This is a genomic window from Nocardia rhizosphaerihabitans, assembly GCF_014646295.1.
GTDB classification, from domain to species: Bacteria; Actinomycetota; Actinomycetes; order Mycobacteriales; family Mycobacteriaceae; genus Nocardia; species Nocardia rhizosphaerihabitans.
Genome location: NZ_BMNE01000004.1, coordinates 424,543 through 449,891, shown reverse-complemented (window position 1 = coordinate 449,891; position 25,349 = coordinate 424,543). Strand labels below are relative to the sequence as shown.

At 71.2% G+C, this 25,349-nt stretch carries 7 protein-coding genes; 2 read left to right on the top strand and 5 right to left on the bottom strand.

Features of this window, described 5'->3' with window-relative positions:
• Positions 1-3: 3 nt before the first annotated feature.
• From IEY60_RS19630 to IEY60_RS19615, 4 genes are all read right to left on the bottom strand, one after another.
• Positions 4-7,326, bottom strand: coding sequence for a non-ribosomal peptide synthetase (locus tag IEY60_RS19630; RefSeq protein WP_229739966.1), 7,323 nt, complete (start codon positions 7,324-7,326; stop codon positions 4-6).
• A 158-nt stretch (positions 7,327-7,484) separates the two neighbouring features.
• The gene (locus IEY60_RS19625) at positions 7,485-13,280 is read right to left on the bottom strand and encodes a non-ribosomal peptide synthetase (protein WP_189031285.1); all 5,796 of its coding nucleotides are present in this window, start codon (positions 13,278-13,280) and stop codon (positions 7,485-7,487) included.
• Positions 13,281-13,364: 84 nt separating this feature from the next.
• On the bottom strand, positions 13,365-20,645 hold the full coding sequence (locus IEY60_RS19620; protein WP_189030352.1) for a non-ribosomal peptide synthetase: 7,281 nt from the start codon (positions 20,643-20,645) through the stop codon (positions 13,365-13,367).
• Between the two features lie 254 nt (positions 20,646-20,899).
• Complete coding sequence (locus IEY60_RS19615) at positions 20,900-21,766, bottom strand: M23 family metallopeptidase (protein WP_229739964.1); 867 nt, start codon at positions 21,764-21,766, stop codon at positions 20,900-20,902.
• A gap of 267 nt (positions 21,767-22,033) precedes the next feature.
• Here IEY60_RS19615 and IEY60_RS19610 point away from each other — a divergent pair, with 267 nt between their 5' ends.
• On the top strand, positions 22,034-23,065 hold the full coding sequence (locus tag IEY60_RS19610; protein ID WP_189030350.1) for a nitronate monooxygenase: 1,032 nt from the start codon (positions 22,034-22,036) through the stop codon (positions 23,063-23,065).
• An 85-nt stretch (positions 23,066-23,150) separates the two neighbouring features.
• Positions 23,151-23,543 (top strand): SCO5389 family protein, encoded by a 393-nt coding sequence (locus tag IEY60_RS19605; protein ID WP_189030341.1) that lies wholly within the window; start codon positions 23,151-23,153, stop codon positions 23,541-23,543.
• Positions 23,544-23,676: 133 nt separating this feature from the next.
• Here the strand turns inward: IEY60_RS19605 and IEY60_RS19600 are convergent, their stop codons facing one another.
• Positions 23,677-25,314 carry a long-chain fatty acid--CoA ligase gene (locus tag IEY60_RS19600; protein WP_189030339.1) on the bottom strand — a complete coding sequence of 546 codons (1,638 nt, stop codon included), beginning with the start codon at positions 25,312-25,314 and terminating at the stop codon, positions 23,677-23,679.
• Positions 25,315-25,349 lie beyond the last annotated feature (35 nt).

Below are 25,349 nucleotides of genomic sequence, written 5' to 3'. Positions count from 1 at the left end.
CACCTATCCATCCATCCCGACCGCCGCACGCCGCTGGTGCGGCTGCCCGGCGTTGCCGATCATTTCACTCAGGGCGACGATCGTCGCACCGGCGCCGTCGCCTGGTGCGGCCACCGCCACCGCCGCCTCGGTGAACACATGGCTCACCTCGTCCTCGCCGTCGTCGTCCGGCGCCATCACCAGCGTCGCGCCGGCAATTCCGGTCGCGACGATCTCCAGCACACCGGCCACCGAATCCGGCCGCCCCGCTGCCCTCGTCCGTGATTCGAAACTGAGCCCGGTCCGCTGGGCCACCCGCTCGGCGGCCCCGGCCAGCTCGTCGTAGCTCAGCGTGCGGCCACCGCCGACGAAGGCGACATCGTCACCACGCAGGGCGCGGGTGCGATGCGCGTAGCCGATCGGGCGCGGCGACTCCGCGGCCAGCTCCGCCTTCAGCGCGGGGTCGGCCAGGTCGTACCAGTCCAGGCCGTCGGGCGCGTCGAGGATATCGATCGTCAGGCCCAGCTTCACCTCGAGCCGGTCGGGCAGCTCGGCGTCCATGACCACCAGCGGTACCACCGCGGCACCGGCTTTGAGCACCGCCCAGGTGGCGATCGCCGCGTTCACCCCGCGATCGAGGCGCACCGCCACACCCGTGCCGGGGCCCGCCCCGCGCGCGATCAGCGAGCGCGCCAATTGGGAAGAGCGGGCATCGAATTGGTGATAGGCGAGCTCGGTGTCGCCCAGATCGATGGCGGGAGCCTCGGGATCCTCCTCCACCGCGGAGGCCAGTTCCTGCGCCAGCGCGGCGCCGTTGGCCGACGGCGCGGGGGCATAGGCGGCCGCGGTCAGTTCGCGTTCGCGTTCCCCCGCGTCGCGCAGATCGATGTCACCGATGCGGACCCTGGGGTCGGCGGCGACCGCGGTGACGATCTCGGTGAATCCGCGCGCGAACGCCGCGACGGTGTGCTCGTCGAACAGGTCGGTGGCGTAGGTGAAGACGATGCCGAGCTCGGCGGGTTCGCCCGTCTCGGTCAGCCGCGGCTCCACATTGACCTGCAGGTCGAACTTGGCGGGCCGGGCGGCCAGGTCCAGCGCCTCGATGGTGAGCCCGGGCAGCCGCAGCACCGGCGCCTCGGTGTTGTGGAAGGACAGCACCACCTGGAACAGCGGGTTGTGCGAGACGGTGCCGGTGGGCGCCACCTCCTCGACGATCCGCTCGAACGGCAGGTCGGCATTGGCGAACGCGGCCAGGTCGACCTCGCGGGCCGTGCTGACCAGCTCGTCGAAGCCGCGCAGCGGCGAGACCTGGGTGCGCAGGGTCAGCGTGTTGACGAACATGCCGACCAGATCGTCGAGCTCGGGTTCGCCGCGGCCCGCGATCGGGGTGCCGATCGCGATGTCGGTACTGCCGGAGACTCGCGACAGCAGCACGGCCAGCGCCGCGTGCACGACCATGAACAGCGACGCGTTGTGGCCGCGCGCGATCTCGGCCAGCCGCGCGTGCACCTCGGCGGGCAGCGTGGTGCTCACATCGGCGCCGCGCAGCGAGGCGTGCGGCGGACGCGGGTGGTCGTGCGGCAGTTCGACGGTGCCCGACTGCCCGGCCAGCGTGTGCCGCCAGAAGTCGAGTTGCCGTGCGGCGGTGGAGTTCTCGTCGGTCTCCTCGCCCAGCACTTCGCGCTGCCAGAGCGCGTAGTCGGCGTACTGCACCGGCAGCGGCGCCCAGCTGGGCGAGCGGCCTTCGACCCTGGCCCGGTAAGCGATCACCAGGTCGCGGGCCAGCGGCGCCAGCGAGGCGCCGTCGGCGATGATGTGCTGCACCACCACGGCGAGCACGTGCTCCTCCTCGGCCAGCGGATCGTCGGTCGGGACCGTGAACAGCCCGGCCCGCAACGGAATTCGCTCCGTGACATCGAAACCGCCCGCGAGCAGCCACATCACGCGATCGCGCGGGTCGTCGCATTCCTCGATCGGCAGCCCGGTCGGCAGGACCGCGCTGACCGGCAGGATCTCCTGGTACGGCACCCCGTCGGGGCCAGCGGGGAAGCGGGTGCGCAATGCCTCGTGCCGTTCCAGCACGTCGGCGACGGCGTAGCGCAGCGCCGAGGTGTCCAGCGCGCCGCGCAGGCGCAGCGCCAGCGGGATGTTGTAGGCCGGGGAATCCGGGTCGATCCGGTTGAGCAGCCACATCCGCTGCTGGGCGGGCGAGAGCGGGATGACGCCACGATCCTGCGCCGGGGTCAGCGGCGGCCGCGGTGCGGCGACCTCGCCGGGCCGCACCCGGGCGGCCAGCGCGGCGACGGTCGGCGCCTCGAACAGGTCGCGGACCACCAGATCGGTGCCGAGCGCCTGGTCGATGCGGGCGATGGCCCTGGTGGCCAGCAGCGAGTTGCCGCCACGGTCGAAGAAGTCGTCGTCCAGGCCGACCTCGGGCACCCCGAGCAGCGTCGCGAAGACCTCGGCGACGCTCAGTTCGATCGGCGTCGTCGGCGCGCGGAAGGCGGTGGCCGCGGTGAACTCGGGTGCGGGCAGCGTGGCCCGGTCGAGCTTGCCGTTGGCGGTCAGCGGCAGGCTCGCAATCACCACGACGGCGTCGGGAACCATGTAGCCGGTGAGGAATTCGGCGACCTCGGCGCGCACGGCGACCGGGTCCAGCGCCACGCCGTCGACCGGGACGACGTAGCCGATCAGCCGGTCGCCCGCGTGCTCGTCGGCGCGGACGACGACGGCGGCCTGGCCGACGCCGGGCACCCCGAGCAGCGCTGCCTCGATCTCACCCGGCTCGATCCGGAACCCGCGCAGCTGCACCTGCTGGTCGCCGCGACCGCCGTACTCCAGGACTGGCGTGCCGCGGAAACCGATCCAGCGGCCGAGGTCACCGGAGCGGTAGCGCCGGGAACCGGGCGGACCGAACGGGTCGGCGACGAAGCGGGTCGCGGTCAGACCCGGCTTGCCGAGATAGCCGCGCGAGAGCTGGCCGCCCGCGATGTAGAGCTCACCGGCGACGCCGAACGGCACCGGCCGCAGCCGGTCGTCGAGCACGGCCACCGACAGGCCGGGCAGCGCGCGTCCGATCAGGCTGCTCGGCAGTTCGGCGGCGCCCGCGTCCATCGTCAGATGCGAGACGTGCACCGTGGTCTCGGTGATGCCGTACATGTTCACCAATTGCGGTGCGGCGGCATCGGTTCCGTAGCGCGCGTACCAGCGGCTGAGCTTGCGCGGGTCGAGCGCCTCGCCGCCGAAGACGACGTAGCGCAGCGGCAGCGGCGCCGCGCCCGCGGCCTGGGCGGCCCGGTCGGCCTCGTCGAGCTGGGCGAACGCGGTCGGAGTCTGGCTCAGCACGGTCACCTGTTCGCGGGCCAGCAGCTCCCTGAACTGGATCGGCGAGCGCGAGGTGACATGGTCGACCACGACCACCGACGCACCGCCCGCGAGCGCGCACCACAGTTCCCAGATGGAGAAGTCGAAGGCGAAGGAGTGGAACACCGTCCACACGTCGTCGGGGTCGAAGTGGAACTGCAGCTGGGTGTTGGCGAACAGCTCGAGGACATTGCGGTGACTGACGCCGACGCCCTTGGGCAGGCCGGTGGATCCGGAGGTGTAGATGACGTAGGCCAGGTGGTCCGGGCGCAGCGTCGCGCGCCGCTCGGCCGGGCGCAGGGGCTCGATGGAATAGCCGAGGTCCTCGTCGAGCAGCACCACCGGCAGGTCGGCGGGCACCAGGTCGCGCTCGTACGACGTCGTCAGCAGCACAGTGGGTTTCGCGTCGGCGAGGACGTATTCCAGGCGCTGCGCGGGATATCCGGAGTCGATCGGCAGGTATCCGGCGCCGGAGAGCAGCACGGCGAGCAGCGCGACCGGCAACTCCTCGGTGCGCGGAACGGCAACGGCCACCAGGGTTTCCGGGCCGGCGCCGTAGGCGATCAGCGTGCGGGCCAGCGCCGAGGCGCGGCCGAGCAGATCGGCGAAGGTGAGCGAGCGCTCCCCGGCCCGCACCGCGATCGCGTCCGGCCGCTGCTGCGCCTGCGCGCAGATCAGGTCGGCCAAGGTAACCTCCGGGACCGCGATGCCCGGCGAATCACCTTCGCGCAGAACCAGTTCCCGCTCGCCGGGGGCGAACACATCGATATCACCGACCGGCACCGACGGATCGGCGACCACCGCGGCCAGCACCCGGGTCCAGCGGTCGGCGAAATCGGCGACGGTCGCGTGATCGAACAGGTCGGTGGCGTAGACGAACGAGGCGGCCATGCCCTGCGGCGCGCCGTCGGCGCCGATCTGCTCGGCCAGCTCCACCTGCAGGTCGAACTTCGCCAGCGGCACCGCGAAATCGGCGGCGGACACGGCGAGTCCGGGCAGCGCCAGGTCGGTGCGGGCCAGGTTCTGGAAGGTCAGCATCACCTGGAACAGCGGATGCCGCGCGGTCGAGCGCACCGGCTCCAGCAGGTCGACGAGGCGCTCGAACGGCACGTCGGCATGACCGAAGGCCGCGAGGTCACCCGCCCTGACATCGCGGAGCAGGTCGACGAAGTTCGCCGCCGGGTCGACCTCGGTGCGCAGCACGAGGGTGTTGACGAACATGCCGATCAGCTCGTCGAGCGCCTGCTCGCCGCGACCGGCGACCGGGGTGCCGACCGCGATGTCGCGGGTGCCCGACAGCCGGGCCAGCAGCAGCGCCAGCGCGGTGTGCACGACCATGAACAGCGTGGCGTTGTGCTCGCGGGCCAGCGCGGCCAGCCCGGCGTGCACGGAGGCGGGCACCTGGATGCGCAGCATGCCGCCCGCCCGGCTGGCGACCGCGGGGCGCGGCCGGTCGGCGGGCAGTTCCAGCTGTGCGGGCAGGCCGGACAGGGTCCGGCGCCAGAACGCGACCTGCGCGGCCAGCAGCGACTGCGGGTCGTTCTCGTCGCCGAGCAGCTCGCGCTGCCACAGCGTGTAGTCGACGTACTGCACCGGCAGCGGTGGCCACTGCGGCGCGCCACCGCCACGGCGTTCGGCGTAGGCGGTCAGCAGGTCTCTGGTCAGCGGCGCGAAGGAGAAACCGTCGGCGGCGATGTGGTGCACCACGCACACCACGACGTGCTCGGTCTCCGACAACTCGAGCACCCGGACGCGCACCGGCGGGGCCGCGGTCACGTCGAAGCCGGTCAGCGCGGCGGCGGCGATGGCCGCGCCCAGCTCGGCCTCGGTCACCTCGACGACGTCGAACTCCGGCGCCGCCGCCGGATCACCGGGAGCGAGCACCACCTGATGGCCTTCACCGTCGAGCACCAGGCCGGACTGCTCGACGCCCTCCGACACCGGGTAGACGGTGCGCAGCACCTCGTGCCGGGTGACCAGGTCGGCGACGGCCGCGCGCAGGGCGGCCAGGTCGAGCCGACCGGACAGGCGCACCGCGACGGGGATGTTGTCGACCGCCGAGGCGGGATCGAAGCGGTTGAGGAACCACATCCGCTGCTGTGCGTACGACAGCGGGACCAGCGCGGGTCGCGGCCGCGGGGTCAGCGCGATCGAGTGCGCCGAGACACGCTGCTGCTCGGCCTTGTTCGCCAGGGCGGCGACGGTCGGCGCCTCGAAGACGGCCTGGACCGGGACCCGCACGTCGAGCGCGGCGCCGATCCGGGCCACGGCCTGCGCGGCGAGCAGCGAATCGCCGCCCAGTTCGAAGAAGTCGTCGTCGGCGCCGACCCGGCCGGAACCGTCGCGCAGCAACAGCGCGGCGAACACGTCGGCGACGACCTGCTCGGCCGGGGTGGCCGGGGCGCGGAACCCGCGCGCGGTGAACACCGGCGTCGGCAGCGCGGCCCGATCGAGCTTGCCCACCGAGGTCAGCGGCAGCGCGTCGAGCACCATGATGACGGCCGGAATCATGTACGACGGGAGCGATCCGGACAGGAATTCCGCCAGCTCGCCGGTATCGACCGTGCGCCCGACCCGGGGCAGCACATAGGACACCAGCGCGGTCGCGCCCGAGGGCATGGTCTTGCCGAGGGTGACCGCGTAGTCGAGGTCGGGATGCGCGGTGAGCGCGTTGTCGATCTCGCCGAGCTCGATCCGGAAACCGCGCACCTTCACCTGGAAGTCGGTGCGGCCCAGGTACTCCAGCGACCCGTCGGTTTCGAGCCTGCGCACCAGGTCACCGGTGCGGTAGAGCCTGCCGGTGCCGAACGGCGAGGCGACGAAGCGTTCCGCGGTGAGCCCCGGCCTGCCCAGATACCCCTGTGCCAGCGCGGGGCCGGACAGGTAGAGCTCGCCGACGACACCCGCGGGCACCGGCCGCAACCTGGCATCGAGGACATACAGGCCCATTCCTGGCACCGCGCTGCCGATGGTGATCGGCGCGCGCACGTGCAGCGGCGCGGTGCTGGTGGCGAGGATGGTCGCCTCGGTCGGCCCGTAGCCGTTGTAGAAGGCGCGGCCGTTGGTGGCCCAGCGGCCGACCAGTTCCGGACCGAACCGGTCACCGGCGACGACGACCGTGCGCAGATCGGGCAGGCCGGCCGGGTCGACCGACTCGAGCGCGCCCGGCGTGATCAGCAGGTGGGTGATGCGTTCGCGGCGCAGCAGATCCGAGAGTTCGAATCCGCCGAAGATCCGCGGCGGCGAGATGACCAGGGTCGCGCCGGTCGCGAAGGCCAGCAGCAGTTCCAGAACCGACACGTCGAAGTTCGGCGAGCAAACGTGCAGCACCCGCGAATCCGGTTCGACGCCATAGTGTTCGCGCTCGGCGGCGACCAGTGCGGCGAGGCCGGCATTGGTGACGACGACACCCTTGGGCTTGCCGGTGGAGCCGGAGGTGTAGATGACGTAGGCGGGATGGCGTTCGTCGATCTGCCTGACCCGGTCGGCGTAGCTCACCGCGTGCGCGGGCCGCACGGCGATGCGCTCGGCGACCACCGGATCGTCGAGTTCGATCCAGTACAGGCCGGTGCCGAGGGTGGCCCGATGCGTCGCGGTGGTCAGGCCGAGCACCGCGCCGGAGTCGGCGACGATATGGGCGATCCGGTCGCTCGGATAGGCCGGGTCGACCGGCACATAGGCGGCGCCCGCCTTGGCGACGGCCCAGACCGCGAGAACGGACTCGATCGACCGCGCGATCGCGATCGCGACCACATCCCCGGCGCCGACGCCACGGTCGATGAGTTCACGTGCCAGGCGCGAGGATTCCTCGTCGAGTTGCCGGTAGGTGAGCTCGCGCTCCCCACCCGGCATCCCGGTCGGGTTGTAGCGGACAGCTATCGACTCGGCCGCGGATTCGACCGCGGCCGTGAGCAACTGACCGAACAGCGGCGTGCCGACGGTACGTCGACGACCGGCACGGCCCGTGCGGCGGGGGGTTTCCACAGACCAATACACCTCTCGCGTCCGGCAGCCGAGTCGGACACAGCATAGTCATACCTAACCACTGTCGCCGACCCTCGCCGAGGTGTGCGCCACGACACACCGAACTCTCAGCAACAGAATCGTAAACCGCCCGGAGCCTGTTACGTGGAGCTATCGATTTAACGGTCGGAAACGGCGATGACCTGCGCTGTTACCGGTCCGACTGTGGCCACGGCCACCGGGTCGAGCATCTGTTGATGACTGACGTCGACCGGATGATCGGCGATGACGCCGCTGATGAACGGCCGCCACCGGGAGGCGCCACCAGCGGCAGTCCCGGCAGTCCGCAGCGCGGTGAAGTAGGTGAGATCACCCACGAATCGGGCAGGCGTCAGCTGGGTAACCAAACCGATCGTGTGCAACGCGCCGCGGTACATACCGACGAACCGCGGCAACGAGATCGGCGTCGACCCGGCCAGTGCCGCGTGCAGTGCGGCGAGGGCTTCGTCGCCCAGTGCGGACAGCCGGTCGGCGGCGGGGAGCTGCTGATCGGGGATGCCGAGTTCGCGGAAGGCGTCGCGCAACTCTGCGCCGAAATGGGCCAGGTCGGCGCCGGGCAGGCTGTCCAGCATGGTCAGCGAGGCCACGGTCTCCCCCGCCGCCTGGAGCCTGGTGGCCACGGCCTGCGCGAGGACGCCGCCGAGGGACCAGCCGAGCAGGTGATACGGCCCCTGCGGCTGGGCGGCCCTGATCTCGGCGAGGTAGCGGTCGATCAGGTCGTCCACGGTGGCGGGCCGGAAATCGGGGTCGGTCAAGGCGGGCGACTGGATGCCGATGATCGGGCGGTCCTCGGGCAGGTGCGGGGCCAGGCCCGCGTAGGCCCAGGCCAGACCGGCGACCGGGTGGATGCAGAACAGGGGTTCCCCGCTGCCGCCGCGGCGGATGGGCAGGGTCACCGCGAGTGCCGCGTCCAGGTCGCCGCCGAGGCCCGCGGGACCGGCCGCGAGCCGGTCGGCCAGGCCCGCCACGGTCGGGTCGGCGAAGAAGGCTGCCACGGTGAGCTCGGTGCCGGTGCGCTCGCGCAGCCGGTGCACCACCCGGGTGGCCAGCAGCGAGTTGCCGCCGAGGGAGAAGAAGTCGTCGTCGAGGCCGGGACGTTCGACACCGAGCACCTCGGTGAACACCTCGGCAACGGCGATCGCGTTCTCGCCCACCGGTTCCCGGTAGTGGCGCGGTTCGAGCACCGGTTCGGGGAGCGCGGCGCGGTCGAGTTTGCCGTTCGCGTTCAGCGGCAGCCGGTCGAGGACGACGAACGCCGCGGGCACCATGTACGACGGAAGCACCTGCGCCACCGCGGCTTTGGCTGCCGCTGTGGTCAGTTCGGTGTCCGGTGCGGGCACCACGTAGGCGACGAGCCGATCACCGAGCTGCGGGTCGGACTGGGCGAGCACCGCGGCCTGGGCGACCTGCGGTGCGGCCAGCAGCGCGGCCTCGATCTCGCCGAGTTCGATGCGGAAGCCGCGGATCTTCACCTGGAAGTCGGTGCGGCCGCGATACTCCAGCTCGCCGTCGGCGGTCCATGCCACGAGGTCACCGGTGCGGTACATCCTGGCGCCGTCCTCGGCGAACGGATCGGCGACGAACCGGTCGGCGGTCAGGTCGGAGCGGCCGTAGTAGCCGCGGGCGAGTTGCGCGCCTGCGAGATACAGCTCGCCCGACACGCCCACCGGTACGGGGCGCAGGCGTGCGTCGAGGACGTAGACCTGGCTGTTCCATTCGGGAGCGCCGATCGGCACTGTCGTGCGGTCGGCCGTCGTCACGCGGTGATCGGTGATCGAGACGGCGGCCTCGGTCGGACCGTAGAGGTTGTGCAGTGCGGCGGAACTCGCGGCGAGGAAGCGTTGTGCGGTCGCGGCGGGCAGTGCCTCGCCGATCGCCAGCACCCGGCGCAGCGCCGACGGCAGCGTGCCGCCGGATTCGGTGAGCAGGGCGTCGAGCATCGACGGGACGACGTGCAGGGTCGTCACCGCGCGTTCGGCCATGACACCGAGCAGGTACGCCGGATCACGATGCCCGTCGGGCGCCGCGATCACCAGCGTGCCGCCGCACACCGCGGCAGACCAGAACTCCCAGACCGACAGATCGAAAGTGGCCGCCGTCTTGAGCAGCACCGAATCGCCCCGGCCGAGCCCGAAAGCCGCTGTCTTCCACAGCAACTGGTTGACGATCGCGCCGTGCGTGACGGCGACGCCCTTCGGCTTGCCCGTCGATCCCGACGTGAAGATCACATACGCCGTGTTCTCCGGTCGCAGCACCCCACGCCGCTCGTTCGCCGCGATCGGCGCGCCGAGGAACGCGGACAGGTCGAGGCTGTCGATGTCGACCACCGGCACCGAGCCCGAGGCGAATCCTGATCCCGCCGTGGTCAATACGCAGACGGGGGTCGCGGTGTCGAGCACGTGGCCGATCCGGTCTGCGGGTTGTGACGGGTCGATCGGTACGTAGGCGGCGCCGGTCTGCGCTACCGCGTACATGGCGACGACGAGATCAGCGGAACGCTGGATCGCCAGTGCGACACGGTCTTCCACGCCGACGCCCTGGGCGATCAGGTGCCGCGCGAGGCGATGCACCCGCGCGGCGAAGTCGCGGTAGCTCAGCTGGGTGCCGTCGTGGTCGACCAGTGCGACACCGTCGGGGCGTCCGGCGGCGGTCTCGGCGAACAGCGAGGCAAGGGTGGCGGGCGGGCACGGATGACCGGTGGCGTTCCAGCCGTGCAGGATTCGGTCGCGCTCGGCGTCGGAGAGCAGTTCCAGCTCGTCGACAGGGCGCTGCGGCGTGGCGGCGATTGCTGCCAGCACGCGAGCGAAACGGTCCGCGTAATCGCGGGCGGTCGACTCGTCGAAAAGGTCGGTGGCGTAGGTGAAGACACCGCTGATGCCCTGGGCGACGCCGTCGGCGTCGTAGGTGTCGGCGACGACGGCGTGCAGGTCGAACTGCGAGACCGCCAGATCCACGTCGACGCCCTCGACCGCGAGTTCACCGAGTGCGAGGCCGGTGCGGGTGAGGTTCTGGAAGGACAGGCCGACCTGGAACAGCGGATGGCGCGCGGTCGAGCGGGCCGGGTTGATCGCCTCGACGAGGCGTTCGAACGGCAGGTCGGCGTTGGCGAACACCTGCAGGTCGGTGTCGCGCTGGCGGGCGAGCAGGTCGGTGAACGGCTCACCCTTCCGCAGGGTGGTGCGGAAGACCAGGGTGTTGACGAACATGCCGATCAGATCGTCGAGGGCGGCCTCGCCGCGACCCGCGATGGGTGTGCCGATCGCCAGATCGTCGGTGCCCGCCAGCCGGGCCAGCGTCACCGCCAGCGCGGTGTGCACCACCATGAACAGGGTGGCGCCCTGGGCGCGAGCAAGGGCCAGCAGTGCGCGGTGGGTGCCGGCGTCGATCTCGATCGGCACCCGGCCACCGGCGAAGGACTGGACGACTGGGCGCGGACGGTCGGCGGGCAGGTCGAGCTGATCGGGCAGGCCGGCCAGCGCGTCGCGCCAGTAGGCCAGCTGGGCCGAGGCCAGCGAGGCCGGGTCGTCCTCGCTGCCGAGCAGAGCGCGCTGCCAGAGCGCGTAGTCGGCGTACTGCACGGCCAGCGGCGCCCAGTCCGGTGCGGAGCCCGCCGAGCGTGCCGCGTAGGCGAGCATGAGGTCCCTGGTCAGCGGGGTCAGCGAGGAGCCGTCACCGGCGATGTGGTGCACGACGACGGCGAGCACCGAATCGTCGGGGCCGAGCTCGAACAGCGCGACCCGCAGCGGCACCTGGCTGCGCACATCGAAGCCGGACGAACCGAGCGCGTGCATGGCCGCGACCAGTTCGTCGGCGGCGATCCGGCGCACCTCGAGCTGCGGCGTGGCCGCCGATTCGGGCAGGACCTGCTGGATCGGCCCGTCGTCGGTCTCGGGGTAGATGGTGCGCAGGGTCTCGTGCCGGGCGACGAGGTCGCCGACGGCCGCCCGCAGCGCCTCCACCTCGATCGCGCCACCGAGCCGCACCGCCATCGGGATGTTGTAGGCGACCGACTCCGGATCGAACTGGTTGAGGAACCACATCCGCTGCTGAGCCAGCGACAGCGGAATCCGCGCCGGCCGCTCCCCCGCGACCAGCGCGGGGCGCGCACCGGCACCCGCGGATTCGGCGAGCCGCCGCGCCAGCGCCTCCACCGTCGGCGCCTCGAACAGCAGCCGCACCGGGAAGTCGGTGTCGAGCGCGGCGCCGAGGCGGGCGGCGATCTGGGTGGCCAGCAGCGAGTTGCCGCCGAGGGCGAAGAAGTCGTCGTCGAGACCGAGCTGGGTATCGGCGCCGAGGTCGAGGACCTGGGCGAAGGTGCCCGCGACGATCTGCTCCACGGGCGTTGCGGGAGCGCGGAATTCGGCGTGCGCGAGCACCGGCGCCGGCAGTGCCCGCCGGTCCAGCTTGCCGACCGGGGTCAGCGGGATGGTGTCGAGCTCCATCAGCACGGTCGGCACCATGTGCGCGGGCAGACTGCGCTCGGCGAACGCGGTGAGCGCTGCGGTGTCGACCGTCGCTCCGGGCGCGGCGTGCACGTACGACACCAGAATCGTTGCGCCGTTGTCGAGTTCGTGCCCGACAGTGGCCGCGAAGTCCAGGCTCTCGTGCGCCGAGAGCACCGCGTCGATCTCGCCGAGTTCGATCCGGAAACCACGGATCTTCACCTGGAAGTCGTTGCGGCCCACGTATTCCAGGGCACCGTCGGCGGTCCAGCGGACCAGGTCGCCGGTGCGGTAGAGCCGGGAACCGGCGGGGTCGAACGGATTCGAGACGAATCGCGACGCCGTGAGGCCGGGCCGCGCGTGATAGCCGCGGGTCAGCTGGGCGCCGGTGATGTAGAGCTCGCCGGTGACGCCGGGCGGTACTGGGCCGAGCCGGTCGTCGAGGACGTACTCCGCGACGCCGCGCAGCGGTCCGCCGATGGTCAACGGGTCACCGGGCTTGAGCGGCACACTGATATTGGTGACGATGGTGGTCTCGGTGGGCCCGTAGACATTGTGGAACTCGCGCAGGGTTCCATCGGCAAGCGGAATCGCCCAGCGGCGCAACAGGTCCGGCGGACATGCCTCACCACCGACGGCCACCACCCGGAAGTCGTCGAGACCGACAGGGTCGATCGAAGCCAGCGCGGCCGGGGTGATGAACGCGTGGCTCACCCGTTCCCGCCGCAGCAGCGCGGCCAAGTCGTCGCCGCCGTAGACGCTCGGGTCGACGATCACCATGGTCGCGCCCGCGCCGACCGCGAGCAGCAGCTCGAGCACCGACGCGTCGAACGACGGCGAGGCGAAATGCAGGGTGCGCGAGGTGGATTCGACGCCGTAGTGCAGGCGCTGCTCCTCGCAGAAACCGGCCAGCCCGGCCTGGGTCACCGCGACGCCCTTGGGCAGGCCGGTGGAGCCGGAGGTGTAGATGACGTAAGCCAGGTCCTCGGCACGGATCTGACGCAGCCGGTCGGCATTGGTGACGGGATCGCCGGAGACCTCGTCGAGCCGCGGCGCGATCGCGTCGTCGTCGATGGCGAGCCAATCCACGTGCGCGGGCAGCCGGTCGGCGACCGCGGCGACGGTCAGTCCGAACACCGCCCCGGAGTCGGTGACCATGTGCGCCACTCGATCCGGCGGGTAGTTCGGGTCCACCGGCACGAAACCGGCGCCCGTCTTGGCGACCGCCCACACCGCGAGCACCGACTCGATCGACCGCGGGATCCCGATGGCGACCAGGTCCCCCGCGCCGATACCGCGGTCGATCAGCAGCCGCGCGACCCGGCTGGAACGCTCGTCGAGCTCGGCGTAGCTCAGCCTGCCGAGAGTGTGCCCGGCGTCGGCGAGCACCACGGCGACACCGTCGGGATTGGTCTCCACGGCGGCGGCCAGCAGCTGCGGCAGCGCGGTCACCCTGGCACGCCGGGTCCGCACCGGCCGCGTCCGTACCGGTCTAGTCATCGCGATTCCACCTCACCCATCACCGAAACTCGTTGCGCCGCTGCCCCCGGTCATGGTTCAGGCGACCGGGGTACGCAGGTCCCCCAGCACCAGCACGACCTCGGCCGGACCGGTGTTACCCGGCGCGGCATCGTCGGCGATCAGCGCCTGCAGATCGTCGAGACCGGCGGTGTCGACCGCCTCGATCCCGGCCCGATCACCGAACAGGTGACTCACCCATTCCTCGGCGAGCGCCGTCGACAAGCCGTCCTCGGCATCGGGGACAAGCACCATCGACGCGCCCGCCACACCGGCGGCCACCGGCTCGACCAGCGCGGCGAAGCTGTCCGCCGCGCTGGTGCCGAAGGTCCGCGCCTCGAAGGTCAGCTCGGTGCCGGTGCGGACCTGCGCACCGGCCGTGGCCAGTTCGTCGTAGCTGCGGACACCGTCCGAACCGACGAACGCCGGGTCGCCGCCGCGCAGGGCCCTGGTGCGGTCGGCGTAGGTCACCGGGCGGGCCGACTGCGTCGACAGTTCCGTCCGGATCGCCGGATCGTCGAGGACGATCCACTCGAAATCGCACTCGGGAGCGGTGCCGGCGGTGATACCGATCTTGGCCGCCGGTTCGACGGGCAGCGCGCCCGACACCGGCAGCACCGCGGCGCCTGCCTTGAGCACCGCCCAGACCGCCACCGCCCAGTCGACGCCGCGCGGAAGGTCGACGGCCACACCGGCGCCCGGGCCGAAGCCGCGGCCGATCAGCAGCCTGGCCAGCCGCGAGGAGCGGTGGTCGAGCTGTTCGTAGGTCAGCGAATCCTCGCCCCAGACCAGCGCGGGGCCGTCCGGATCGTCCTCGGCCGCCGCGGTGAAGGCCTGCGCCAGCGTGGTGCCGCCCGACGGGCTGGTCGGCACGGGCGCCTGCGCGGCCCCTGCGAGCAGCCGGGCCCGTTCCTGCTCGTCCAGAATGTCGATGTCGCCGACGCGGATCTGCGGGTCGGCGGCCACCGCGGCCAGGATGCGGGCGAAGCGCTCGCCGATGGTGCGAACGGTCGACTCGTCGAACAGGTCGGTGGCGTAGTTGAACAGGGTGACCAGCTCGTCCGGCGCGCCCTCGGCGGTGAACCGGGGTTCGACGTCGACCTGCAGGTCGAACTTGGCGGCCACCGCGGTCTCCAGCGCGGTCACGGTGAGGCCGGGCAGTTCGAGCGCGGCCGCTTCGTTGTTGCTGAAGGTCAGCGCCACCTGGAACAGCGGGTTGTGCGCGCTGCCCTTGCCCGGCGCGACCACCTCGACGACCCGCTCGAACGGCAGGTCGGCGTTGGCGAAGGCGCCGAGATCGGTCTCGCGGGCCAGGTCGACGGCCTCGTCGAACGATCCGGCCGGATCGAGGGCCGTACGCAGGGTCAGCGTGTTGACGAACATGCCGACCAGCTCGTCGAGCGCCCGCTCGCCACGACCCGCGACGGCGGTGCCGATGGCGATGTCGGTGGTGCCCGACAGCCGGGCCAGCAGCACGGCCAGTGCCGCGTGCACGACCATGAACAGCGACGACTTGTGCTCGCGCGCAATATGGTTCAGCTGCGCGTGCACCTCGGCGGGCAGTCGCAGCTCGGTGGTCGCACCACGCAGGGTCGGCACCGCGGGACGCGGCCGGTCCTGCGGCAGCTCGAGCAGCGGCGGAACACCTGCCAGCTGGGTCTGCCAGTAGTCGAGCTGTGCGGCGGCGACCGAGCCGGGCTCGTCGTCCGCGCCGACGACCGCGCGCTGCCACAGCGCGAAGTCGGCGTACTGCACCGCGAGCGGCGTCCAGGCCGGGGCCTGCTGCCCGGTGCGCGAGACGTAGGCCGTCATCAGGTCACGCGCCAGCGGGGCCAGCGACGCGCCGTCGGCGGAGATGTGGTGCACCACGAAGACCAGCAGCCAGTCGGCGCTCGACCCGTCGGTGAGCAACCGCGCCCGCACCGGCACCTCGCGAGTCACATCGAATCCGGCGCCGGCCAGTTCGGCGGCCCGTGCCACCACGTCGGTGGTGGTCTCGACCTCGAGTCCGTTCGGCAGCACCTCGGCCACCGGCACGATCTCCTGGGCCGGAGCGCCCTCGACCGCGGCCGGGAAGCGGGTACGCAGCGATTCGTGCCTGTCGAGCACGTCGAGCACCGCGGCACCGAGCGCGGCCACATCGAGCGCGCCGGTCAGCCGGATGGCGAACGGGATGTTGTAGGAGCCCGAGGCCGGGTCGAGCTGGTTGAGCACCCACATGCGCTGCTGGGCCAGCGACAGCGGAATCCGCTCCGGCCGCTCCCCCGCGACCAGCGCGGGCCGTGCGGCCACACCGCCCGCCGCGCCGACGCGCGCGGCCAGCGCGGCCACCGTCGGCGCTTCGAACAGGTCGCGAATGGTGACGTCGGCGTCGAGCGCCTCGTTGATCCTGGCGATGGCCCGGGTGGCCATCAGCGAGTTGCCGCCGAGGGCGAAGTAGTCGTCGTCGGCGCCGACGCGAGCCATCCCGAGCAGCTCGGCGTAGACGCCCGCCACGATCTCCTCGGTCGGGGTGGCGGGCGCGCGGAACTCACCCGCGGTGAAGGTCGGCGCGGGCAGCGCCTTGCGGTCGAGCTTGCCGCTGGGGTTGAGCGGGAACGCCTCCAGCGCGACCAGCGCGGCCGGAATCATGTACGCGGGCAACGACTCACCGATGGCGGCGAGCAGCGGCGCCTGCTCGATCTGCTCGCCCGGCTTGGGCACCACATAGGCGACCAGCTGCTCACCGGCGGGCGAATCGGCCACGATCGCGACGGCCTGACTCACGGCGGGCTGGGCTAGCAGCGCGGTCTCGATCTCGCCGAGCTCGATGCGCTGGCCACGGAACTTCACCTGGAAGTCGGTGCGGCCCAGGTATTCCATAACGTGGGTGTCGGCGGTGGGTGTGCGCCACACCACCAGGTCACCGGTGCGGTACATCCGCTCCCCGGGCGCGAAGGGGTTGGCCACGAAGCGATCCGAGGTGAGGTCGGGCCTGGCGACGTACCCGCGGGCGAGCTGATCGCCCGCCAGGTACAGCTCGCCGACGACGCCGGACGGCACCGGACGCAACCGCGAATCCAGCACGTACACCTGGGTGTTCCACTGCGGCACACCGATCGGCACCGAGCCACGGTCGGTCTCGCCCGCGGGCCAGTAGGTCACCGACACGGCGGCCTCGGTCGGGCCGTAGAGGTTGTGCACCTGCGCCGGTGAGACGGCACGCAACGCCTCGACCGTCTCCGGCGGCAGCGCCTCACCGATGGCGAACACGTCGCGCAGGGTGGGGATGGCGCCCGGGGTGGTGTGCGCAGCGAACACGGTCAGCATCGACGGCACGAAGTCGGTCATCGTGACGCCCTGCGCCGCAATGGTTTCGGCGATATAGGCCGGGTCGCGGTGCCCGTCGTGAGTGGCGACGACCAGCTTCGCGCCGCTGCGCAGCGGCATGAAGTAACCCCACAGCGACACGTCGAACGTGGTCGCTGTCTTCTGCAGGTACACATCGCCGGGGCCGAGCGGGTACTCGGCGAGCATCCACGCGATCTGGTTGTCGATCGCCTGATGCGACACCGCGACACCCTTCGGGCGGCCGGTGGAACCCGAGGTGAAGATGACGTAGGCCGGGTGCTGCGGCAGCACCGGACGGATCAGCTCGGAAGCGCTCAGCGGCGCACCCGAGAAACCTTCCAGCGCAACGGTATCCATCGTGATCACCGGCGTAGCGGCAGGCACTTCGACCGCGTCGGCGGTGGTGGTGAGCACGCACACCGGCTGCGCGGTATCGAGGATGTGGGCGATCCGTTCGGCCGGATGATCCGGATCCAGCGGCACATACGCGCCACCCGCGGTGACGATCGCGTACATCCCGACGACGAGGTCCAGCGACCGGCGCACGGCCAGGCCGACCAGCGACTCCGCGCCGACCCCGCGCTGCACCAGCAGCCGGGCCAGCCGGTTCACCCGCTCGTCGAACTCGCGGTAGGTCAGCTCGGCGCCCTCGTACGACAGCGCGACCGCATCGGGATGCGCGGCGACCGCGGCACGGTAGCCGTCGAGCAGCAGCGCGGGCGCGAGCTCGTGCCGGGTGTCGTTCCACCGCTCCAGGATTCGCGTGCGCTCGACCGGCTCCAGCAGCTCGATCGCACCGACCGGGCGGGCTGGATCGGCCACCACCTCCGACAGCAGCCGCACCAGGCGGTCGGCGAAACCGGCGACGGTGGCCTCGTCGAACAGGTCGGTGGCGTAGGTGAACGCCGCCGACACTCCGCTCGCCACGCCGTCGGTCTCCAGCGGAACCAGGGTGAGTTCGAGATCGAACTTCGCGAACGGCACGGCCAGATCGACGCCCGAGACGTTCAGACCCGGCAGTTGCAGCTCGGTGCCCGCCAGGTTCTGGAAGGTGAGCATCACCTGGAACAGCGGGTGCCTGGCCATCGACCTGGCGGGATCGAGCAGCTCGACCAGCCGCTCGAACGGCACGTCGGCATGGCCGAAGGCGGCCACGTCGGTGCCGCGGACCGTGCCGAGCAACTCGTCGAAGCTGAGCGCGGGGTCCACCTCGGTGCGCAGCACCAGGGTGTTGACGAACATGCCGATCACGTCGTCGAGCACCGCTTCGCCGCGGCCTGCGACGGGGGTACCGACGGCGATGTCGGTGGTGCCCGACAGGCGCGCCAGCAGCACGGCCAGCGCGGCGTGCACCACCATGAACAGCGTCGAATTGTGTTCGCGGGACAGCCGATCCAGCGCGGCGTGCACCTCGGCGTCGATCCGGAAGTCGTAGCTCGCGCCGCGGTTGGTCATCGCCGCGGGACGCGGGCGGTCGGCGGGCAGGTCCAATTGCTCGGGCAGCCCGGACAATTCGTCACGCCAGAAGGAGATCTGCTGCGCCAGGAGCGAATCCGGGTCGGATTCGGCGCCGAGCGTCGCCCGCTGCCAGAGGGTGAAGTCGGCGTACTGCACCGGCAGCTGGTGCCAGTGCGGCGCGTGGCCGCGCAGCCGGTCGGAGTAGGCGGCGATCAGGTCGCGGGTCAGCGGCGCCATCGAGAAGCCGTCGGCGGCGATGTGGTGCACCACGCACAGCAGCACGTGTTCGTCGGCGCCGAGGCGGAACAACCGCACCCGCACCGGCGGCGCGACCGCGACATCGAACCCGGCAACGGCCTGCTCGGCGATCAGCTGCGGCAGCTGCTCCGCCGTCGCGTCGACCACCTCCAGCAGCGGGACCGCGCGCGGATCGCTCACCGGCAGCACCAGCTGCACGGCGTCGCCGTCGACCTCCGGGTAGATCGTGCGCAGCACCTCGTGCCGGGAGACCAGGTCGGTCACCGCGGAACGCATCGCGGCCAGATCGAGCGTGCCGGACAGCCGGACCGGCAGCGGAATGTTGTTGGCGCCGCTGGCCGGATCGAAACGGTTCAGGAACCACATCCGCTGCTGCGCGTACGACAGCGGTATCTGCTCGGGCCGGTCCTGCGCGGTCAGCGGGTTGCCGGTGCCCGCGCCCACATGCGACTCGACCCTGGCGGCCAGCGCCGACACCGTCGACGCTTCGAACACCAGCTGCACGGGCACCCTGGCGTCGAGCGCGGTGCCGATCCTGGCCACGGCCTGGGCGGCCAGCAGCGAATTGCCGCCGAGCTCGAAGAAGTCGTCGTCGGCGCCGACCCGGTGCTTGTCGTCGTCGCCGGGCACCAGCAGCGCCGCGAACACCTGCGCGACGATCTCCTCGATCGGCGTGCTCGGCGCGCGGAACTCGCGGGCGGTGAAGGTGGGCTCCGGCAAGGCTTTTCGATCGAGCTTGCCGACGGGGGTCAGCGGGATCTCGTCGAGCAGCATGATCGCCGCGGGCACCATGTACGCGGGCAGCAGGCCCGAGAGGTGGTGGGCCAGGTCAGCCGGGGTTACCGCGGCGCCTGCGCGGGGCAGCACGTAGGCGACCAGCGAGGTCACGCCGTTGGTCAGGGTGCGGCCGAGGGTGGCCGCGAAGTCGACGTCGGCGTGCGTGGTGAGCGCGTTGTCGATCTCGCCGAGCTCGATGCGCAGGCCGCGGATCTTGACCTGGAAGTCCGAGCGCCCGAGGTACTCGAACGCACCGGAGGTGTTGCGGCGCACCAGGTCACCGGTGCGGTACAACCGTCCGCCCGGCGCGCCCGCGTCGGCGCCGAAGGGGTTGGCCACGAAGCGTTCGGTGGTCAGCGCGGGGCGGTCGAGATAGCCCTGCGCCAGCGCGGGACCGGCCAGGTACAGCTCGCCGACCACGCCGGCGGGGACCGGGCGCAGGCGCGCGTCGAGCACGAATGCCGCGACGCCGGGGATCACCGAACCCAGCGTCACCGGCTCGCCCGCGGTCATCTCCCCGGTGGTCACCATGACGGTGGCCTCGGTGGGGCCGTAGGCGTTGAACACCGCGCGGTCGGCGGTCGCCCAGCGATCCACCAGTTCGGGGCCGAGCTTGTCACCACCGGTGACGACGACGCGCACGCTGTCGACCGCGGTGGAGTCCACCGACTCGAGCGCGCCGGGCGTGATCAGCAGGTGCGAGACCTGTTCGCGGCGAACGAGATCGGCGAGTTCGTCACCACCGAACACGGTCGGCGGGACGACGACCAGGGTCGCGCCCGCGGTGAAGGTGAACAGCATCTCCATCAGGGAGAAGTCGAAGCTGGGCGAGCTCAGGTGGGTGACCCGCGACTCGGCGGTGACCCGGTACTGCCCGCCCACCGCGGCCATCGTCGACAGGCCCGCCTGGGTCACCACGACGCCCTTGGGCAGACCGGTGGAACCGGAGGTGTAGATGACGTAGGCCGGGTGGCGCTCGTCGAGCGTGCGCACCCGGTCGCTGTAGGAGATGGCGTGCCCCGGCTGCGCGGCGACGGCCGCCGCCACCGCGGGGTCGTCGAGTTCGAGCCAGGTCGTCGAGTGGCCGAGGCCGGGCCGGTGCGCGGCGGTGGTCACGCCGAGCACGGCGCGCGAGTCGGTGACGATGTGAGCGATGCGCTCGGCCGGGTACGCCGGGTCGATCGGCACGTAGGCCGCGCCCGACTTCGCCACCGCCCAGACGCTGAGCACCGATTCGATCGAGCGGGTGATCGCGACGGCGACGATGTCGCCGGGACCGACGCCGCGGGCGATCAGCTCCCTGGCCAGGCGCGAGGACTCCTCGTCGAGCGCGCGGTAGGTGAGCTCACGCTGGTCGGCGGGGTCGCCGGTGGGGTTGAACCGGAGGGCGACAGCGTCGGCGGCCGACTCGACCGCCCCGGTCAGCAACTGCCCGAATGTCGGACTGCTCGACCGGCGACGGCGGTTACCGCGGGCAGAACGGCGGGCAGTTTCCATTCGGGTTCATTCACCTCTCATCGAGCCTGGACGCGCGAACGGCCGCCCCGTGCAGATCGAGCCATCATATCGAGCGCGTCTCACCGCCCGAATTTCGCGCCGCCAGCCCCGAATTCCCGGGCCACCGGTACTACGGCCGCGAGGAGTATCGGCCCAGCGCCAAGCGGTGTTGCCGGATCACACAGCAAAGTGACGGGGCTCATACCGAACCACCGTCACCAGGCTTTCACGGACGAATCCGCACTCACGAACACTCAGTGGGCGGAGGGGCCCCACTCCATCGGAACACCCTTGGACGCGAGGTAAGGCAGGGGATCCATCTTGCCGCCACCCTGATCCCAGATCTCGAGGTGCAGGTGCGGGCCGGTGGACTGGCCGCGGTTGCCGACGGTCGCGATGACGTCACCGGCGTTGACCCGCTGGCCCTCGGACACGAACATCTCGTTGACGTGGCCGTAGACGGCGGTGGTGCCGTCGTCCTGGAGCACCCGCACCCACAGGCCGAAGCCCGAGGCCGGGCCCGCCTCGACGACGGTGCCGCTGGACACGGAGTGGATCGGAGCGCCGATCGCATCGGCGAAGTCGACGCCGTAGTGCATGGCACCCCAGCGGGCGCCGTAGCCGGAGCTGATCGGGCCCGCGACCGGACGCGCGGCCTGCGGCGGCGCGACCTGGTGCTGGATGCCCTGGATGATGTCCTCGACCTGGGCGAGCGGGCCGGAGATCTCCGGCGGTAGGTTGCCGATGCCGAACGGCGCGGCGACGGCGGCGATCGGCGCGGCGACCGCGTCGACCTGCACCGGCGAATCGGCGGCGGGCGCGGCGACCTGCTTGGCGGCGACGAGGCTGACCTCGGCGGCCTCCCGAGCGGAATCTGAGACGACGGATTCCTCGACGTCGTCGTTGTGCGTCGGCAGCAGCGGGGCCGCGTAGGAGATCGCCGGGGCGATCGAGGCGGCGGTGCCGACCAGGGCGCCCGCGGCGACCGCGGCGCTGGCGGCGACCCGCACCCGATCGGTACGCGACGGTTCGGCGCGGTGCCGGCTCGGGCGCCCGGCGCCTCCGTCACCCAGCAGGGTCTTGACGGAGATGGATTCGGGGCCCACACGGTGCTGCGACAAAGTTTCGTCCTAGCGTCCGACAACAAGGAAAACGAAACCGGCTTGCGACCGGCCCGGAATCCGCGTTGGCGGTTCCCGTTACCGAACCGCGTGTAACGGTTCGGCATCCGTTGTGACGGGAACTCTACCCGGTCGTGACCATTCCGCAACCTTCGATCCCGAAGTCGCAGGTGGGAGGCCTGTCACACAGTAACGATCCCGTTGCCGACCGGGTCACACGCGTCGTCGGCGCGCCCTGCCGGGACGCCGAGGGGACAGACTCGGGAGATGGTGATCGAGAGTTTGCGTGTCCCCATCGTCGCCGCGCCCATGGCAGGCGGCCCGTCCACCCCGGAGTTGGTGGTCGCCGTCTCGAACGCGGGCGGGTTCGGCCAATTAGCCGCCGGCTACCTCGCCGCGGACGCGATGGCCGACCAGATCGCGGCGACCAGGGCCGCGACCACCGCCCCGTTCGGCATGAACCTGTTCGCGCCCGGCCCGGTTGCCGAGCCGGCGATCTACGCCGCCTACCTCGCCGAGCTGGGCGCCGACTTCCCGCTCGGCACCCCCAAACACGACACCGACGGCTGGGCCGACAAGCTCGACCTGCTGGTGGCCGACCCGGTGGCGGTGGTGTCGACGACCTTCGGCTGTCCCACCGCGGTCGAGGTCGATCGGCTGCACGCGGTCGGCACGGAGGTGTGGGTGACGGTCACCTCGCCCGCCGAGGCGCTGATCGCGATCGACGCGGGCGCCGACGCCCTGATCGCGCAGGGCGCCGAGGCGGGCGGGCACCGGGCCAGCTTCCTCGACGATCCGGCCGACGACGCCGTCGACCCGCCCGGCCTGCTGACCCTGATCCAGTTGCTCACCGCCGTCACCGACCGCCCGATCGTCGCGGCGGGCGGCATCGCCACCGGCGCGGGCCTGGCAGGCGTGCTCGCCGCCGGCGCGGCCGCCGCGCAGCTCGGCACCGCGCTGCTGCGCTGTCCGGAGGCCGGGACCAACGCCGTGCACCGTGGCGCGATCGGGTCCGCGGAACCGACCATGCTGACGCGCGCTTTCACCGGACGACGGGCGCGCGGAATCCGCAACCGTTTCCTCACCGAGCACACCGCGACCGCGCCCGCCGCCTACCCCGAAATTCATTACGCCACCGCACCGTTGCGCGCCGCGGGACGCACTGCCGGCAACCCCGACGATGTGAATCTGTGGGCGGGGCAAGCACATTCACTGACCGCCGAGCTACCGGCAGGCGAACTGATCAGCGATCTGTACGCGGACGCGAAAGACGCACTCCGGAAAGCACTTTCAGAATGAATCCAGGGTTGTTGACAACGAATATCGTTTAGACTCGATGGGGCATCGCATCCGCCGACCACCACCAAAGCAGGAGGAGAGCGCCATGTCCCTCGATGTTCCCGCAGCACTGCTCGAGCGCGCCGAACAGGGCGATATCGATGACGCAGAATTCGTCGAATGCGTCCGCACGTCACTGCCTTACGCCTGGGAAGTGGTGAGCCGGGTAGCCGGTGAGCTGCAGGCAGGCGCCGAGGAATACGCCGACAACCGGGTGCCGCCGCCGGACGAGGTGGCCCGCGGCCAGCTGCTGCGCGCACTGGCCTCCGACGCCATCCGCGGCGGGCTGGAACGGCACTTCGGCGTGAAACTCGCCTTCCAGAACTGCCACCGGGTCGCGGCCTTCCCGCTCTCGGCGGTCGGCGGCGAGACCTACACCCGCTACATCAGCCCCCGGGCCCAGCTCCTCAACCAGAGCCCGGAACTCCGGAACTGTTGAGCACCAGCGCTTCTCCTCGACAACTGAATATCGACAACTGCATCGCACAACAGAATCCGACAACTGAACAGACAACTGAATAAGACGGCGGGCGTGGAAGCAATTCCACGCCCGCCGTCATTGACCAGGGCGATCAGCCCAGCGTCGTCACTTCCAGCTCGCCCTCGGCGTACTGGGCGCGCAGACGCTTCTTGTCGAACTTGCCGACACTAGTCTTGGGCACCTCGGCGATGAAGGTCCAGCGCTCGGGCAGCTGCCACTTGGCGAACTTGTCGGCCAGGAAGTCACGCAGCTCGGCGGCCTCGGTGGTGGCGCCTTCGGTCAGCACGATCGCGACCAGCGGGCGCTCGTCCCACTTCTCGTCCGGCACACCGATCACGGCGGCCTCGGCGACGGACGGGTGGCCCATCACGGCGTTCTCCAGATCCACCGAGGAGATCCACTCGCCACCGGACTTGATGACGTCCTTGGAGCGGTCGACCAGGGTCAGGTAGCCGTCGGGGCTGATCTTGCCGACGTCGCCGGTGCGCAGCCAGCCGTCGTCGAACTTGTCCGGGTCGATCTCCGCGCCGGTCGGCGAGTAGTAGGAACCGGTGATCCAGGCGCCGCGGACCTCGAGCTCGCCGAGCGACTCGCCGTCGTTGGGGACGACCTTGCCGTCGTCACCGACGAGCCGGGCCTCGACGTTGGCCGGGAAGCGGCCCTGCGTGTAGCGGTAGGCCCAGGCCTCCTCGCCCTCGGCACCGGCGGGCGCGTGCGCGACGCTGCCCAGCGGGGAGGTCTCGGTCATGCCCCACGCGTGCAGGATGCGCACGCCGTGCTTCTCCTCGAACGCGCGCATCATCGACGGCGGCACCGCGGAGCCACCGACGACGGCGGTGCGCAGGTGCGAGATGTCCTGCGGCTGCGCGGCCAGGCCGGCCAGCACGCCGCCCCAGATGGTCGGCACCGCGGCGGCGAAGGTCGGCTTCTCGGCGGCCATCATCTCCAGCAGCGGGCCCGGCTGCAGGAAGCGGTCCGGCATCAGGATGTTCGCGCCCGACATCAGCGCCGCGTACGGCAGGCCCCACGCGTTGGCGTGGAACAGCGGCACGATCGCGAGCACGTAGTCCGAGCCCTGGAAACCCATGCCGTTGGGCTGATTCACCTGCATGGCGTGCAGCCAGTTGGAGCGGTGCGAGTAGACGACACCCTTCGGGTCACCGGTGGTGCCGGAGGTGTAGCACATCGCGGCAGCGGAACGCTCGTCGACGACCGGGAAGTCGAAGTCGGCGGACTGGCTGTCGAGCAGCTCGCGGTAGGAGTGCACCTGCACGCCTTCGGGAGCGGTCAGCGCGGACGCGTCACCGTTGACGACGATCACGTGCTTGACCGTCTTCAGGTTCGGCAGGTACTGCGCGAACAGCGGGACCAGCGTGCCGTCGACGAGGACGACCTGGTCCTCGGCGTGGTTGGCGACGAAGACCAGCTGCTCCGGGAACAGGCGGATGTTGAGCGCGTGCAGCACCGAGCCCATCGCGGGCACCGCGATGTAGGCCACCATGTGCTCGTTGTTGTTCCACATGAAGGTGCCGACGCGGTCGCCCTCTTCGATGCCGAGTCCGCGCAGCGCGTTGGCCAGCCGAGCGGCGTCGGCGCCGAGCTCGCGGTAGGTCATGGTGCGCACCCCGTCGCCGGTCCAGGTGGACACGGTCGAATTGCCCTGGAAGGTGGCGGCATAGTTGAGCAGCTTGGCCAGCGACAGCTGGTCGTCCTGCATGGTGCTCAGCATCGATAACTCCTTCAGTCCCACGCGCGGCATGAGCC